The 15,697-nt window shown below is 48.0% G+C and carries 14 protein-coding genes; 10 read left to right on the forward strand and 4 right to left on the reverse strand.

Features of this window, described 5'->3' with window-relative positions; translation table 11 throughout:
* Positions 1–5 precede the first annotated feature (5 nt).
* Positions 6–1,319, forward strand: coding sequence for a DRTGG domain-containing protein (locus ACXADP_RS06900; protein WP_474969191.1), 1,314 nt, complete (start codon positions 6–8; stop codon positions 1,317–1,319).
* A gap of 37 nt (positions 1,320–1,356) precedes the next feature.
* On the opposite strand, the gene ACXADP_RS06905 is transcribed toward ACXADP_RS06900, so the two are convergent.
* Entirely contained in the window at positions 1,357–1,659 is a 303-nt protein-coding gene (locus tag ACXADP_RS06905) for a YtpI family protein (protein WP_027955148.1), read from the reverse strand.
* 124 nt (positions 1,660–1,783) lie between these two features.
* Here ACXADP_RS06905 and ACXADP_RS06910 point away from each other — a divergent pair, with 124 nt between their 5' ends.
* Entirely contained in the window at positions 1,784–2,740 is a 957-nt protein-coding gene (locus tag ACXADP_RS06910) for a DHH family phosphoesterase (protein WP_474969190.1), read from the forward strand.
* Positions 2,741–2,756: 16 nt separating this feature from the next.
* Here ACXADP_RS06910 and ytrI read toward each other — a convergent pair whose 3' ends face one another.
* Together ytrI and ytrH are read right to left on the reverse strand one after the other, a co-directional pair.
* Positions 2,757–3,254 (reverse strand): sporulation membrane protein YtrI, encoded by a 498-nt coding sequence (gene ytrI, locus ACXADP_RS06915; RefSeq protein ID WP_474969189.1) that lies wholly within the window; start codon positions 3,252–3,254, stop codon positions 2,757–2,759.
* Entirely contained in the window at positions 3,254–3,586 is a 333-nt protein-coding gene (ytrH, locus tag ACXADP_RS06920) for a sporulation membrane protein YtrH (protein WP_027955151.1), read from the reverse strand. Before ytrH ends, ytrI begins: the two co-directional genes overlap by 1 nt.
* A 131-nt stretch (positions 3,587–3,717) precedes the next feature.
* On the opposite strand from ytrH, the gene dnaE reads away from it, so the two are divergent.
* From dnaE to ACXADP_RS06960, 8 genes are all read left to right on the forward strand, one after another.
* A complete protein-coding gene (gene dnaE / locus ACXADP_RS06925) occupies positions 3,718–7,077 on the forward strand; it encodes a DNA polymerase III subunit alpha (RefSeq protein ID WP_474971147.1) in 3,360 nt (1,119 codons plus the stop codon).
* A gap of 120 nt (positions 7,078–7,197) precedes the next feature.
* Positions 7,198–8,436: an NADP-dependent malic enzyme gene (gene ystJ / locus ACXADP_RS06930; protein ID WP_474969187.1), complete on the forward strand. Its 1,239-nt coding sequence runs from the start codon at positions 7,198–7,200 to the stop codon at positions 8,434–8,436.
* Between the two features lie 78 nt (positions 8,437–8,514).
* The gene (locus tag ACXADP_RS06935; protein WP_474969186.1) at positions 8,515–9,108 is read left to right on the forward strand and encodes a FadR/GntR family transcriptional regulator; all 594 of its coding nucleotides are present in this window, start codon (positions 8,515–8,517) and stop codon (positions 9,106–9,108) included.
* A 100-nt stretch (positions 9,109–9,208) separates the two neighbouring features.
* A complete protein-coding gene (accD, locus tag ACXADP_RS06940; protein ID WP_474971148.1) occupies positions 9,209–10,069 on the forward strand; it encodes an acetyl-CoA carboxylase, carboxyltransferase subunit beta in 861 nt (286 codons plus the stop codon).
* Complete coding sequence (locus tag ACXADP_RS06945) at positions 10,066–11,028, forward strand: acetyl-CoA carboxylase carboxyltransferase subunit alpha (RefSeq protein ID WP_474969184.1); 963 nt, start codon at positions 10,066–10,068, stop codon at positions 11,026–11,028. The genes accD and ACXADP_RS06945 overlap by 4 nt, the downstream gene beginning before the upstream one ends.
* 220 nt (positions 11,029–11,248) lie before the next feature.
* The gene (gene pfkA / locus ACXADP_RS06950) at positions 11,249–12,208 is read left to right on the forward strand and encodes a 6-phosphofructokinase (RefSeq protein WP_474969183.1); all 960 of its coding nucleotides are present in this window, start codon (positions 11,249–11,251) and stop codon (positions 12,206–12,208) included.
* A gap of 29 nt (positions 12,209–12,237) precedes the next feature.
* Positions 12,238–14,001, forward strand: a complete 1,764-nt coding sequence (gene pyk / locus ACXADP_RS06955; protein WP_474971149.1) for a pyruvate kinase — start codon at positions 12,238–12,240, stop codon at positions 13,999–14,001.
* Between the two features lie 100 nt (positions 14,002–14,101).
* On the forward strand, positions 14,102–14,494 hold the full coding sequence (locus ACXADP_RS06960; RefSeq protein ID WP_474969182.1) for an FxsA family protein: 393 nt from the start codon (positions 14,102–14,104) through the stop codon (positions 14,492–14,494).
* Between the two features lie 32 nt (positions 14,495–14,526).
* Here the strand turns inward: ACXADP_RS06960 and ytvI are convergent, their stop codons facing one another.
* Entirely contained in the window at positions 14,527–15,633 is a 1,107-nt protein-coding gene (ytvI, locus tag ACXADP_RS06965) for a sporulation integral membrane protein YtvI (protein WP_474971150.1), read from the reverse strand.
* Positions 15,634–15,697: the final 64 nt, after the last annotated feature.

Below are 15,697 nucleotides of genomic sequence, written 5' to 3' on the forward strand. Positions count from 1 at the left end.
GGTGAATGGCTACAAAACATGAACAGATCCTGGAGCACATCGAGTCCTTATCGGTAGGAAGTAAAATATCCGTACGCGGAATTGCAAAAGCGCTGAATGTCAGTGAAGGAACGGCCTATCGTGCCATTAAGGAAGCGGAAAACCAGCATCTTGTCAGTACGATGGAGCGTGTGGGGACCATCCGGATTGAGAAGAAGAAGAAAGAGAATATTGAGCGTCTGACGTTCGCTGAAATTGTCAACGTCGTTGATGGGCAGGTTCTGGGCGGCAGAGAAGGCCTTTATAAAACCCTTGGGAAGTTTGTTATCGGAGCTATGAAACTGGAAGCGATGATGCGTTATACTGAAGCGGGTTCCCTCCTCATTGTCGGAAACCGGACGAATGCCCATGAACTTGCAGTGAAGGAGGGGGCGGCTGTGTTAGTAACGGGTGGATTTGATACGACAGATACCGTGAAAAAACTGGCCGACGAAAAGAAGCTCCCTGTTATTTCTACAAGTTATGATACATTTACTGTAGCGACAATGATTAATAGAGCCATTTACGATCAGCTCATCAAAAAGGAAATCGTGCTGGTGGATGATATCTACACTTCTTTTGAAGATTCCAGGTATCTTTCCACAAGGGATACTGTCCAGCGCTGGCATGACCTGAATGATGAAACGAAGCACAGCCGCTATCCGGTGGTGGATGAGCAGAACCGTGTGGTTGGAATTGTCACTTCTAAAGATGTCATCGGGCAGGAGAAAACGGTCAGGATCGATAAGGTGATGACCCGTAATCCGATGACGGCTCACACGACGACATCCCTGGCTAATGCGGCGCATGTGATGGTGTGGGAAGGAATCGAACTGATGCCGGTCGTTGACACCAGCCATAAATTCCAGGGGATTATCTCCCGGCAGGATGTACTGAAGGCGCTGCAGCACATTCAACGGCAGCCTCAAGTTGGAGAAACCATCGATGATCTGGCTACAAACCGGATGGTGATGGTGGAGAGCGATCAGAGCCCGCAGCGCTGGAGCACGACGGTGACTCCGCAGATGACCAACCAGCTTGGCACGATGTCGTACGGCGTTTTTGTGTCCTTGATTACAGAGGCCTCCAGCCGGATGCTCCGGAAGTACAAAAAAGGGGATCTGGTCGTCGAAAATATTTCCGTCTATTTTATCAAGCCGGTTCAAATTGAAAGTGATATTGAAATTATTCCACAGATTTTAGAAGTCGGCCGCAAATTTGCCAAGGTGGACATTGAAGTTCATCACGGAAAATCGATTGTCGGAAAAGCTCTTCTTATGGCTCAGTTGATCGATCGATAAAAAAAGCCGCTGTCCGGGCAGCGGCTTTGTGAAGCATTCAGGTCTGTGAACGGGCTTCCTGCTTTTTATATTCCTGCTGGTAATGGCGGCTCGCCTTAAAGCCGAGCCGAGCCTGTGCAGCTCCGAGGATAAGGAAAACCAGCCCGACAAACAAGGAAAGCCTTGTTTGATAAAATACATACTGGTTAATCGCAAAGAAAAACAAGAATCCGCCGAGGAAAATCTTCGATCTGCTGTTCAAGTATTCCTGTGTAAGTGGATCCCGGGCCCGGATGACCATCACTTTGTAGTAAATGTAAAGAACAAGGGAAACTAAGATGAGAATCGGAAAAATAATCAAGGTGAATCGACTCCTGATCGTTAAGAATTCCTTTTCATTGTAGCTTGTTTTGTTGGAAAAGGCTACCTGGGCCGGGAATTCTGCAGGCGGTTGTCAGGAAAAAATTAAAAGGAGGCTTTATTTCATGTCTACACAAGCCATCATTCAGTCCATTAAATCTTATTCGACTATCATTATCCACCGCCATGTCCGGCCGGATCCCGATGCCTATGGTTCCCAGGCCGGTCTTGCCGAAATGATTCGTGCGAGCTTTCCAGAAAAGCAGGTGTACCTTGCAGGCGAAGGGGAGCCGTCACTGGCATTTCTTGCCGAAATGGATGATATTGCTGATGATACTTTTAAGGAAGCTTTAGTCATCGTCTGTGACACAGCCAATCAGGCCCGTATTGACGACCAGAGATTTGGAACAGGAAAACAGCTCGTGAAAATTGATCATCACCCTGACATCGATCAGTATGGAGATATTCAATGGGTGGATACGACATCCAGCTCCACCTCCGAAATGATCTATCATTTATATATGGAAGGAATCGAGGCCGGGCTGAAAATGAATGAACGTTCTGCAAGGCTTCTGTATGCAGGAATTGTAGGGGATACCGGGCGCTTTCTTTTTCCAAGCACTACGAAAAAAACGCTCTCCTATGCTGCGGATTTAGTGCATTACGATTTTGATCGATCTTCCCTGTTTAACGAAATGTATAAGACTCCTGTCCACGTAGCCAGGTTAAAAGGCTATGTTCTTGAGAACTTCACGCTTCACCCGGCCGGCTATTCCACCATTCGTCTTGATAAGGATACACTGGAGCGATTTGGTGTGACAGCGACCGAAACGAGCCAGCTGGTCGGCCTTCTCGGAGATATTGAGGGCATTCTTGCGTGGGCGTTCTTCGTGGAAGAAGAAGATAATATCCGCGTCCGCCTGCGTTCCAAAGGTCCGGTGATTAACGGAGTCGCCGCTGCTCATCATGGTGGTGGACATCCGATGGCCTCCGGGGCTTCTGCTTCCGACTGGGCAGAAACCGAGGACATTGCCCGGGAATTGGAAGAGGTTTGTAAAGCATATCGAAACGAGCAGGCATAAGATGGCCTGCTCGTTTTTAACGTACCAGCTTTATTTCAAGTCTTAACGTAATGACTTCTGAAATGATCAGCCGGTTCACTTTCAATTGGTAAGTGAAGTCATCCACCACATAGTTTTTGTTTTCAAGGGCGGTTAAGATCAGATCCGCCTGATCAGCTACCACTTTTACAGGCTTCCCTGGCAGGGAAGAAAGCTGATCCTTGACCATCGTCGTCAGCTGGTGCTGCGTAAGCAGGTCGACTTCCAGCTTTTTGGCATTGGTGTAGGATACGTCCATTTCGCCCACCGTCAGTGGTGCGGATTCAGAATCCTGGTTTTTATTGTTCAGCAGTCCCTCATACTTCACTTCCAGTTCATGCAGCTCTGTAGTCAAGGCGATGTGTTCTTCCGTGTATTTTTGCTGAAGCTGCCCATGAGTATAAAGAAAAAAGAGCCAGCCGGCCAGGGTGCCCAGCAGCACACCGGCGAAAAAACGCCTCCATTCCCTGCTTTTATGGTAAGGAGGGAAATGCATCAGGTCACCTCTTCTCCAAGCAGCCACTCAAACAACAGAAGTGCTGCCTTCACCCCGCCCATAGCTGCAACGATTATGACGATCTGCTTGAACATATCGAAAGTGGATCCGTCGAGAATGCCTTTTTCAAAGTTGCTGATGGCATCGAAGGTTCCCCCGATGGCTGCAACAACAGCCCAGATTCTTAAACTTTTGGCGATGCGGAACATGGCGGTCAGCGGAGCTTCCCCTGTTAAGTAACTGCCGATACTTCCAATCAGTGTTCCACCTACAATAACTCCAAAAGCGATAAAGAAGCATTGGATCATGGATACGATTAAACGGTCTTCCATCTTGTCCCTCTTTCCGCCTGGAAAATGTGTTTCTATTTAAACGAATATTCTTTTTCCTGTGGTTTTATGCAGAGGGCTTTATTCCCTATCCAATAGTAGCTATAATTTACACATGAAAGAAGGTGTGCGAAATGACTTTCACCCATTTAAATGTCCGCAGCGGCTATAGTCTTATGAAGAGTACGGTGAAGATTAACGATTTGGTCCATGAGGCGAAGGCCCTTGGGTTTGAATCCATCGCTTTGACGGATGAGAACACGTTGAGCGGGGCGCTGGCATTTTATGAGGAATGCCGGGCACAGGGGATCAAGCCGGTAATCGGTTTAACGACGACCATCGAGGACCGTTCCCTTCTCCATCCCGTTCGGCTTCTCGCGACGAATCAGACCGGGTATAAAAACCTGATGAAAATAGCTACGTGGGCCAATACAAAAGATCATCCGTTGAATCTGGAAACGTTCGCCGACGTGAGTCAGGGGCTGATCGTCATTCATATGACCTCTGCCTCTCAATGGGGAGAACCCTTATCCGACCGGATGTTCGAGCATATGGAGGACGGGTTGAACCGATGGATGCACGCAGTGAAGAAAGAGGACTTTTACTTAAGTATTCAAGATGTGGATCTTCATTCTGAACGGCAGCTGCACACCCCTCTGCGGGAATGGGCGGATGAAAAAGGGCTGCAGGTAACGGCTGTCGGGGATGTGCGTTACATAAAAAAAGAGGAAGCCGACGCCTATCAATGCTTACGGGCTGTGGATGAAGGTACGCGTTATACACCGAAGAGTGCTCACGGCCCCTTCTACTTAAAAAGTGCGGAAGAGATGGAATCCTTCTTTGGGGAATGGTGGCCGGAAGTCCTTGAAACAGCAGACCACATCGCGCGCCGCTGTCAATGGGACATGGATCTGAACCAGCAGCTTCTTCCTACATATCCGGCACCGGAAGGGAAAAGCGGAGCGGACTATCTGCGTGAACTCTGCGAGCGTGCCCTGAAGAAAAAATATGCCGGCAAGGCAGAGGCTGTCGAGCGGCTGGACCATGAATTAAGTGTCATTGAATCCATGGGTTTCAGTGATTACTTTTTAATTGTCTGGGACTTTATCGATTTTGCCCGCGCAAAGGGGATCAATGCCGGACCTGGGAGGGGATCGGCGGCTGGGTCGATTGTCGCTTATCTTCTCGACATCACGAAGGTGGATCCGCTCGAATATCAACTGCTCTTTGAACGGTTCTTAAATCCGGAACGTATTACGATGCCGGATATCGACATCGATTTTCCTGACCAGCGCAGGGAGGAGGTCATTTCCTATGTAGCTGAAAAGTATGGAAGGCAGCATGCAGCTCAAATCAGCACGTTCGGTACATTCGCTGCAAAAAGTGTGCTGAGGGAATTGTTCAAGGTTCTCCATATTGAGGAGAGCGATGCGTCTTTTATCCTTCATCAGCTGCCGAAGCAGGCGGCTCAACCTCTTGTAGAAATCGTCCGTCAGTCGGAAGAATTGAAAGATTATATTAGAAACTCGGAAAAACTGAAGCATCTGTTCAAAATTGCAGCCAAGCTGGAGGGCCTTCCCCGCCATATTTCCACACATGCGGCAGGGGTCGTGCTTTCAGAAAAACCGCTGATGGAATATACACCTTTAATGAAAAGCCAGGGAGAGGTGTATGTAACACAGCTTACTATGGGGGATTTGGAAAAAATTGGTCTTTTGAAAATTGATTTTCTGGGACTGAGGAACTTGACCTTTATGGAAAATCTGGAACGGAAGATTCAAAGGGCGGGAAACCGGTCCTTTTCTCTGGATCAGATTCCATTGAATGATGCTGCAACCTTCTCCCTGCTCTCGGAAGGAAAAACCAATGGTGTCTTCCAATTGGAGTCGCAGGGCATGAAGCAGGTACTCACAAAGCTGAAGCCCACTCATTTTGAAGATGTGGTCGCCGTTAACGCCCTCTACCGGCCGGGTCCGATGGAATATATCGATACTTACATTGAAAGAAAGAACAAGAAAGCAGCGATCGAACTTCCACACGAGGATCTGGAAAGTGTTTTAAGCCCGACTTATGGCGTGCTCGTCTATCAGGAGCAGATTATGCAGGTGGCGGGACTTGCTGCGGGCTATTCGCTCGGACAGGCGGACATGCTTCGGAGAGCGGTCAGCAAGAAGCAGGCCGGGGTTTTGGAGAGTGAGAGGAAAGCATTTGTATCAGGAGCATTGGAAAATGGATATTCCGAGCAGGTGGCTGAGCAGCTGTTTGACTGGATTGTCAAATTTTCCAATTATGGATTCAACCGGAGCCACGCTGTTGCCTACAGCTTAATTTCCTACCAGCTGGCCTTTATGAAAGCTCATCATCCGTCTGCATTCATGGCCGAGCTTATCAACGCGAATCTGGGAGACCGGGACAAACTGGCCGCATACATTCGGGAAGCGCGGGAGATGCACGTACGGGTGAAGGCTCCTTCCATAAATAAAAGCGGGGCGACTGCTCAGGGGCAGCGTAGGGAAATCACTATGGGTTTTCTTTCCATCAAAGGCGTAGGGTATCAGGCGGCTAAAGCGATTGTAGAAGGGCGTGGACAACAGCCTTTCCGCCATTTGAACGACTTCTGTCTGCGTGTGGATACGAAAATTGTATCGCGGAAAGTGATTGAAGGGCTCATTATTGCCGGGGCTTTTGATGAACTGCACTCCAACCGTGCAAGTGCTCTGGCCACCATCGATCAGGCTCTTGAGCAGGGGGAATTGTTCAAGGAATTCCAGGACCAGCCCGGTTTCTTCGATCAGGAAATGGTCATGGATATGGTGGATGTGGAACCTTTTCCGCTTTTGAAGAATCTGGCGATGGAAAAAGAAGTCCTCGGCACTTATTTATCTGATCATCCCCTTGAGAGTCAGCGGAAATCTCTCCGGAGAAGAGGCATCCTTGCTCTTGCTCAGCTATTCAGGATGAAAATGAATAAAAAAGTCGATACGGCTGCGGTCGTTGACAGCATTCGGGAAATTCGTACAAAGCGCGGGGACCCGATGGCCTTTTTATCCATGAGTGATGAAAGTGCTGAAGTGGATGCTGTCATCTTTCCGGATACGTACCGGGACGTCAAAGTGTGGCTGAAAGAACAGATGCTTGTGACAACGTCGGGGAAAGTAGAGGAAAGAAACGGAAGGAAGCAGCTTATTATTCAGTCCCTTCAGCCTTTTGAACTGGATGAACCATCCCATGAGTCAGCTCAGGGAGAAAGACGGCTGTTCGTTAAAGTAACGGATGAAAACGAAAATGAAGCCCTTCAACAGTTAAAAGAAACGGCACAATATTTCCCGGGGAATACACCAGTTTTTCTTTTCCGGTCAGAAGATCGGAAGACCTACCGCCTTGACGAAAGTTATGGCCTTCAGCCCACCAGAGACTGTCTTGATCAGTTGCACGCATTTTTTGGGGAGAAAAATGTCGCATTAAGAAGTAACAAAAAGAAGGCGGAAAATTAAAAACTAAGTCCATATTTTTGAAAATCTTTACACGACCTTATCATCTGTTATAATTAAGGAGTTACTGGTGGTCAGACCACCTGGGTCGGTTCTATCATTCATTTAAAGGAGCGTGTTGTTGTGTCAAATCTGCGAGATGAAGCATTGCATATACACCGGGTGAACAAGGGGAAGCTGGAAACACATTCAAAAGTACCTGTACGGAATGCTAAGGATCTAAGTCTTGCCTACTCCCCTGGAGTGGCTGAGCCATGTAAGGAAATCTACGACCATAAAGAAACGGTCTACGATTATACGATGAAGGGGAACATGGTGGCCGTGGTCAGTGACGGTTCTGCCGTGCTTGGACTTGGAAATATCGGTCCTGAAGCTGCTCTTCCAGTCATGGAGGGGAAAGCCGCATTGTTCAAAAGCTTTGCCGGTGTTGATGCTTTTCCTATCTGCCTGAACACGAGAGAGATCGATCAGATTGTGCAGACGGTGAAGTTGATGGAGCCCACGTTTGGCGGCGTAAACCTGGAGGATATCGCTGCACCAAACTGCTTCATTATTGAAGAGCGGTTGAAGAAGGAAACGAACATCCCTATCTTCCATGATGATCAGCACGGAACGGCTATCGTGACGGTCGCAGGTCTGATGAACGCTTTGAAGCTCACAGGAAAATCATGGTCGGATATTAAAGTGGTGGCCAACGGGGCAGGGGCCGCAGGAATTGCTATTATCAAATTACTTTATCATTTCGGTGTACGTGATATTATTATGTGTGATTCCAAAGGCGCTATCTTTGAAGGCCGCGACTACGGAATGAATGATGTCAAAGATGAAATTGCTAAAATTACGAATAAAGACCGTGTCGAAGGCGCTCTTGAGGAAGTCATGGAAGATGCTGACGTCTTCATCGGTGTATCTGTTGGTGGTTTGTTGTCCAAGGAAACGGTCTCCCGTATGAAGGATGACTCCATCATTTTTGCCATGGCCAACCCGGAACCGGAAATCATGCCGGACGATGCGAAGGAAGCAGGGGCTCGTGTCATCGGTACAGGACGATCCGATTTTCCTAACCAGGTGAACAACGTTCTGGCTTTTCCAGGAATCTTCCGAGGGGCTCTTGATGTACGCGCGACTCGAATCAATGAAAAAATGAAAATCGCAGCTGCGGAGGCGATTGCTTCCCTTGTAAGTGATGAAGACTTGAATGAGGACTATGTTATTCCTGCTCCCTTTGACCCGCGTGTAGCTCCAGCTGTGGCAGCAAGCGTTGCAAAGGCTGCGATGGAATCAGGCGTAGCCCGTCATCATGTAGACCCTGAAGAGGTGGCAGAAAAGACGAGACAGCTCACTTTAATTGATGAAGAATAAGTGCCGGAAAAGGGGAAAGAGATCTTTCCCCTTACATATGGCCATAGGATAAAAGCGGGAAAGAGGTGTTCGGGTACGTTGACTAAACCACAAGGGAAGGTATATGAAGGGGTTTTGTATCAATTGAAAGCCTACATTGAGGAGAATCAATTGAGCCCTGGCGATAAGCTGCCTTCTGAACGCGAACTAAGCGAACAGCTCGGTGTAGGAAGGTCATCGATCCGCGAGGCGTTCCGCGCCATGGAACTGCTCGGTCTGATTGAAACCCGCCGCGGAGAAGGTACCTATATGAGATCCTACCGCCCGTATCATATGGTTGAACTGCTGTCGAACTTCCTGTTGACGGAAAAGAGGACAAAAGAGGAACTATTGACAGCTATGCAGATGATCGAAAAAGAAGTATTGACGATTCTGCAGCATAAACTGACCAGCGAACAGCTGTACCGTCTAAAAGATATCATAGAAGGACATGTTGGTAAGGAAAGGCATCACCATGTGTTTGACTACCTTTTTTCTACATGTGGGCAGGAGCTGCTTTTTTCCATGTGGCAGTTTATAGCCGGATTTACCAATACCGTACATCATGTGCACTATGATAAAAGCTGGTATGATGCTGTGGTGGAAACCCTGCAGAAGGGCAGTACAATGGATATCATACAGCTCTATCGTTGAAAATGATGTCGAAACCATAACGACAAATTCAGTGGTATTACGCAAAGTACTTTTTGTATATTGAATAGAAAGGAAGCTTTGTCCCAAAGGAGGAATCACCTTGCTTAGAGACTTTTTCAGCAAGAAAAAAAGGTATGCATCCATACCAAGCCAGGAAGCCAAACAGGATGTACCGGAAGGTTTAATGCAGAAATGCCCCAACTGTCAAAAAATCTTCTATCGTAAAGAATTAAATCGGAATATGAATGTCTGCCCATATTGTGATCATCATCACCGCCTCAATGCCTATGAACGGATTGAGCACCTATTCGATGAGGGGACGTTTACAGAGTGGGATAAACATATGATTTCAAGTAACCCGCTCGGCTTTCCAGATTACGAAGAGAAATTGGAAAAAGACCGGTTGAAATCCGACCTCAATGAAGCTGTAGTCACTGGGAAAGCTCGGATGAACGGCCTTGAGGCGGCTGTAGCTGTCATGGATGCCCGGTTCAGAATGGGAAGTATGGGGTCCGTGGTCGGTGAAAAAATAACGAACGCCATTGAAAAGGCCCGCGAAGAAGGAATTCCATTTATCATCTTTACGGCATCCGGGGGCGCACGTATGCAGGAAGGAGTCCTCAGTCTCATGCAGATGGGAAAAACTTCTGTAGCGCTGCAGCGCCTTCATGCAGATGGAGGTTTGTTTATTTCTGTCATGACTCACCCGACTACAGGCGGTGTATCCGCCAGTTTTGCTTCCCTTGGTGATTATAACTTTGCAGAACCTGGAGCTTTGATTGGTTTTGCGGGACGAAGAATTATTGAACAGACCATCCGGGAAAAACTGCCGGATGATTTTCAGACGGCTGAATTTCTGTTGGAGCATGGCCAGCTGGACCGGGTTGTCCACCGCCATGAGCTGAGAGAGACACTGACCACTGTTCTGGATCTTCACGCAGTAGGAGGAAGCCGGTTATGAAACACGTGTTAGAATTTGAAAAACCAGTCATCGAACTAAGAGAAAAAATTGTAGATTTGAAACAGCTCACAGACAGCAGTGAAATGGATTTAAGCGATGAAATCGCCAAGCTGGAAAAACGTCTGGAAAAACTGGAAACGGACGTTTATGATCGGATGGCACCATGGGACAGAGTCCAAATGGCCCGCCATCCGGAACGGCCCACGACTCTTGATTATATTGAGCACTTATTTACAGATTTCCTGGAGCTTCACGGGGATCGTACATTCGGTGATGATGCGGCAATCGTTTCCGGAATTGCCAGATTCAATGAACAGCCCGTCACAGTCATTGGTCATCAGCGGGGGAAGGATACGAAAGAAAACATCCGGCGTAACTTCGGGATGCCTCATCCGGAAGGCTATCGTAAAGCGCTTCGTTTAATGAAACAGGCAGAGAAGTTCAAGCGCCCGATCATTACGTTCATCGATACGAAAGGCGCTTATCCAGGGAAAGCAGCAGAAGAACGCGGGCAGAGTGAAGCGATTGCCCGCAATTTGATGGAAATGGCCGGCTTGACTGTGCCCATCATCTGTATTGTCATTGGTGAAGGAGGAAGTGGTGGAGCTCTCGGACTCGGCATCGGAGATAAAATTTTCATGCTGGAAAACTCCACGTATTCCGTTATTTCTCCAGAAGGAGCATCGTCCATTTTATGGAAGGATGCAGGTCTTGCTCAGGAAGCTGCCGAATCGATGAAGATTACTTCCTACGACTTGAAGAAATTAAACGTCATTGACGGTGTCATCCCGGAAGTGAGGGGTGGAGCCCACCGCGATGTCGAGACACAGGCGCAGGAAATTAAGCAGGTCCTGACCGATTCCCTGAATGAACTTCACACCTTGAATCATGATCAACTGTTGGAGAATCGTTTCAAAAAATATAAAAACATTGGCGATTACTCATATCTTGATTTATAATGATAGGGTTGAAATATAAAGGTCCGTTATTGGAAGGTCGCACATTTCGTGCGGCTTTTCGCATCTTTACAGGATGGTAACGTTATCACGGGAAAAAGAATGGTCCAGCTGTGCAGAAAAGGGTAGACTGTAAAGGGAGTCCTAGAGATCAGGGGGACTGAGGTTTCAATTCATCTTTAGTTGGAAACAACATAAATAGATTACTTTTGAGGTGATGAGAATGAAAAAAATTGGAGTACTTACGAGTGGTGGAGACGCCCCGGGTATGAACGCGGCCATCCGTTCAGTTGTCAGGAAAGCGATCTATCATGACATTGAAGTGTACGGGATCAAGTACGGTTACCAGGGTTTGATCGACGGTGATATCGAAAAAATGGAACTTGGATCCGTGGGTGACATCATTCAGCGTGGAGGAACCAAGCTTTATTCTGCCCGTTGTGAAGAGTTCAAAACCGAAGAGGGTCAGTTGAAAGGGATTGAACAATTAAAAAAACATGGCATTGAAGGCTTGATAGCTGTCGGTGGTGATGGTACCTTTATGGGGGCTAAGAAACTTACGGAAAAAGGCTACCCATGTATCGGTGTACCAGGAACGATTGATAACGACATACCTGGAACTGATTTCACAATCGGGTTTGATACAGCATTGAATACCATTATTGATGCCATCGACAAAATTCGTGATACAGCTACGTCCCATGAGCGGACGTTCATCATAGAAGTCATGGGCCGCGATGCAGGGGACCTTGCCCTTTGGGCTGGACTTGCAGATGGTGCGGAAAGTATCATGATTCCGGAAGCGGAAGATGAGCTGGGAGATATTATCGATCGTCTTCGAAGAGGACATGAACGTGGCAAGAAACACAGCATTATCATCGTTGCCGAAGGCGTCTGCACCGGAGGCGAGCTTGCCCGCCGCATTGATGAAGCTGCCGGCTTGGAATCCCGTGTCACTGTACTGGGGCATACCCAGCGCGGAGGATCCCCGAGCGCTGCAGATAGAGTTCTTGCAAGCCGCTTAGGCGCTTATGCCGTCGATCTGCTTCTCGAAGGTAAAGCAGGCCGCATGGTCGGTATCCAAGCGAACAAATTGGTGGACCATGACATTGTGGAGATTTTGAACGCCAAGCATACGGTTGACCTTGATATGTATCGTCTTTCCAAAGAACTATCTATATAAACGTAAGAGGCACTAGAGGAGGAAATAATATGTTTAGAAAAACAAAAATCGTCAGCACGATTGGACCAGCGTCTGAATCTGTAGAAAAGTTGACACAGCTTATCGAATCAGGGATGAATGTTGCCCGTCTGAACTTTTCACATGGAGATTTCGACGAACATGGTGCACGTATCACAAACATTCGTGAAGCTTCAAAAGCCGTAGGGAAGACTGTAGCGATTCTTCTGGATACCAAAGGTCCGGAAATTCGTACCGGTTCTCTAAAAGGTGGAGAGTGCTACCTTGAAAAAGGATCCACAACGTACGTATCCATGAAGGATATCGAAGGGGATGCAGGGCGTTTCTCTGTAACTTATTCCGGTCTCATCAACGACGTACACCCTGGATCCAAAATTCTTCTTGATGACGGTCTTGTGGAACTTCAGGTGGAAGAAGTGGACAAGGAAAATGAAGAAATCAAGACAACGGTCCTTAACAATGGACCATTGAAAAACAAAAAAGGCGTCAACGTTCCAAACGTTAGCGTCAACCTGCCTGGTATTACAGAAAAAGATGCCAAGGATATCGAGTTCGGTATTGAGCAGGGTGTTGACTTCATCGCTGCATCTTTCGTACGCCGTGCGTCTGATGTTCTTGAAATCAAAGAACTTCTTGAGAAGCATAACGCCAACCACATTCAAATCATTCCAAAAATCGAGAACCAGGAAGGTGTCGACAACATCGACGAAATTCTTGAAGTCAGTGATGGATTGATGGTTGCCCGTGGTGACCTTGGTGTTGAAATTCCAGCAGAAGATGTACCTCTTGTGCAGAAGCAGTTGATCCGCAAATGCAATAAAGCCGGCAAGCCGGTTATTACGGCCACACAAATGCTAGATTCCATGCAGCGCAACCCACGTCCAACGCGTGCGGAAGCTTCTGACGTAGCCAATGCCATTTTTGACGGCACCGATGCGATCATGCTTTCCGGCGAAACAGCTGCTGGTGACTATCCGGTGGAAGCCGTCCAAACGATGCATAATATTGCTTCCAAAACAGAAACAGGCTTGAACCACGTATCCCTGTTGCAGGACCGCTCCAAGCACAGTGATATGACGATTACAGATGCCATCAGCCAGTCTGTTACGCACACAGCGATCAACCTGGATGCAGCCGCCATTGTTACGCCGACTGAAAGTGGACATACCGCCCGCATGATCTCCAAGTATCGTCCAAAAGCTCCGATCGTAGCGATTACGTCTGACGAAGAGGTCAACCGTAAGCTTTCACTTGTATGGGGAGTGTATGCAGTCATGGGGCCGCGCGCGTACTCTACGGATGACATGCTAGACGTTGCGGTTGAACGCAGCCTTGCTTCCGGCCTAGCTGACCGCGGGGATCGTGTCATCATTACGGGTGGTGTACCTGTTGGAGAGAGCGGTACAACCAACCTGATGAAAGTTCACGTTATCGGTGATGTTTTGGTCAAAGGCCAGGGTGTCGGCCAGAAGAGCGCGTATGGTCGTGCCATCATCGCTAAAGATGCTCAGGATGCCATCAACCGTGTAGAAGACGGTGATATCATCGTGACTCACGGAACAGACCGTGACATGATGCCTGCCATTGAAAAAGCGGCAGGAATCGTTACACTTGAAGGCGGTCTGACTTCCCACGCAGCCGTTGTCGGACTAAGCCTTGGTATCCCGGTTATCGTGGGCGTACCAAATGCTCTTGAACTGATCAAGGATGGTTCCGATCTTACCATCGACAGTTCCCGTGGTGACATTTACGAAGGACATGCAAGCGTCCTGTAATAGATAGAAGGAAAGGCAGGGATGAGATCCCTGCCTTTTATTTTTTACCTTACAGCTTTAAAAAGGTATAATGGAGGAAAGGAAAAGAAGGGAAGATGCTATGTTTCGCTGGTTATTCATCCTCATATTGATCATACCCGCATTGGAAATCGGTCTGCTGATCGGGGCCGGAAATGTCATCGGTCCATGGTGGGTCATCCTTCTGATCATCAGTACGGGGGCCCTGGGAGCCTGGCTTGCCAAGAAACAAGGGATGGAAACGATCCAGAATGTCCAGCTCTCTATGCAGCAGGGGCGTATGCCTCAGGATGCTTTATTGGACGGGGCTTGTATCCTTGTAGGAGGAGCTGTCCTGTTAACGCCTGGGTTCATTACAGACGCCGCAGGATTCATCCTTCTCCTGCCCATGACGAGAACGCCGTTAAAAGGACTTGTGAAACGGGCGATTCAGAAAGCAATGGATAAAGGAACCGTGACCATTTACAGAAAATAAAAAGACTCCATTTCCGTTCTGGAAATGGAGCTTTATTTTGCTGTAATAAAATGAAAGAGTTCTTTAAAAGCTCCAGTCCTCTTTAATGTCTGAATGACCATCAGCAAAAGCGGACTGAGCATGATTCCATAGACGCCGAGAAGTTGAAAGCCCGCCGCAAAGGTAAGCAGCAGGACAATGGGGGGGACACCGAATTGATCGGCCATCAGCTTGGGCTCCAGAAGCTGCCTTGTCGTAACGGCGACAGCATATAGAACAGCAAGCCCAATCGTCATTGGGAAATCTCCAGAAAAAAACTGGAACAGCATCCATGGAATGAAAATCACCCCTGTCCCTACATAAGGAATGAAGTCGACCAGACAGGCGGCAGCCGTTACCGTGAGAGCGTGGGGAGCATCAAGCAGATAGAGTCCGCTGCCTATAATGAGGGTGCTGATGCTTACAAGCATACATTGAGCTCTGATCAGTCCTTTGAATGTCTTTCCGATTTCAACACGCACCTGTTCGGCACGGTCCAGGACAACAGCTGGAATAATCCTCCGGAAAGGCCGGTGAATCGCTTCCCAATCCTTACTGAAGAAAAAAGTACCGATCATAACGATACCTGTGTAAGCTAAAGAAGTCGGAATCATCCCTGCGATATACCGGATACCTTCGAACACCCCGCTTAACAAATCCATACTTACCCGTCCCGCCTGACTCTGCACCGCCTGCAGGTATTCATCAATGGAAGAGGTCACGATTCCGGAGTGCTCCAGAGAGGACTGCAGTCTTAACGTCAACGGTTCCGCCCATTCTCTTCCTTGATTCATTATAAACACTGATAAAGCAGCTGCCTGAGCAGGGAGGTCTGTGGAATAGTGCTGAAATCCCTTGATCAGCTCAGCTACCACAAGGGCGAAGATGCTGAGTGCAAGCAGGGTGAACATCCCGAGAACAAGTAGAATAGAAAGGAAACGGGGCAGATGAAGCCTGCGGGATATCAGAAGGATGAAAGGACGAAGAAGTGCTGCAAAAAGGTAGGCACTCAGAAAAGGATGTAAATAATTCCATAGGAACAGGAAAAGCATAGCTGCTGCCGTTAAGCCTCCAAGAAGCAGAACGGACCTTAAAATGATGGAAATAAGGTGGTTGGTCAACTCCGGCACCCTCTTTTTTCGATGTGGATTGTAAGACTTCTGCCCTGTTTGCACCCTGTTCACT

The sequence above is a fragment of the Halobacillus sp. AWH4_228 genome (assembly GCF_056158365.1).

What these genes read in the sequence shown, in the direction of transcription:
- ACXADP_RS06900 (WP_474969191.1), top strand. Translation starts at nt 6, where the DNA reads ATGGCTACAAAACATGAACAGATCCTGGAGCACATCGAGTCCTTATCG.
- ACXADP_RS06910 (WP_474969190.1), top strand. Translation starts at nt 1,784, where the DNA reads ATGTCTACACAAGCCATCATTCAGTCCATTAAATCTTATTCGACTATC.
- ytrI (WP_474969189.1), bottom strand. Translation starts at nt 3,254, where the DNA reads ATGCATTTCCCTCCTTACCATAAAAGCAGGGAATGGAGGCGTTTTTTC.
- ytrH (WP_027955151.1), bottom strand. Translation starts at nt 3,586, where the DNA reads ATGGAAGACCGTTTAATCGTATCCATGATCCAATGCTTCTTTATCGCT.
- dnaE (WP_474971147.1), top strand. Translation starts at nt 3,718, where the DNA reads ATGACTTTCACCCATTTAAATGTCCGCAGCGGCTATAGTCTTATGAAG.
- ACXADP_RS06945 (WP_474969184.1), top strand. Translation starts at nt 10,066, where the DNA reads ATGAAACACGTGTTAGAATTTGAAAAACCAGTCATCGAACTAAGAGAA.
- pfkA (WP_474969183.1), top strand. Translation starts at nt 11,249, where the DNA reads ATGAAAAAAATTGGAGTACTTACGAGTGGTGGAGACGCCCCGGGTATG.
- pyk (WP_474971149.1), top strand. Translation starts at nt 12,238, where the DNA reads ATGTTTAGAAAAACAAAAATCGTCAGCACGATTGGACCAGCGTCTGAA.
- ACXADP_RS06960 (WP_474969182.1), top strand. Translation starts at nt 14,102, where the DNA reads ATGTTTCGCTGGTTATTCATCCTCATATTGATCATACCCGCATTGGAA.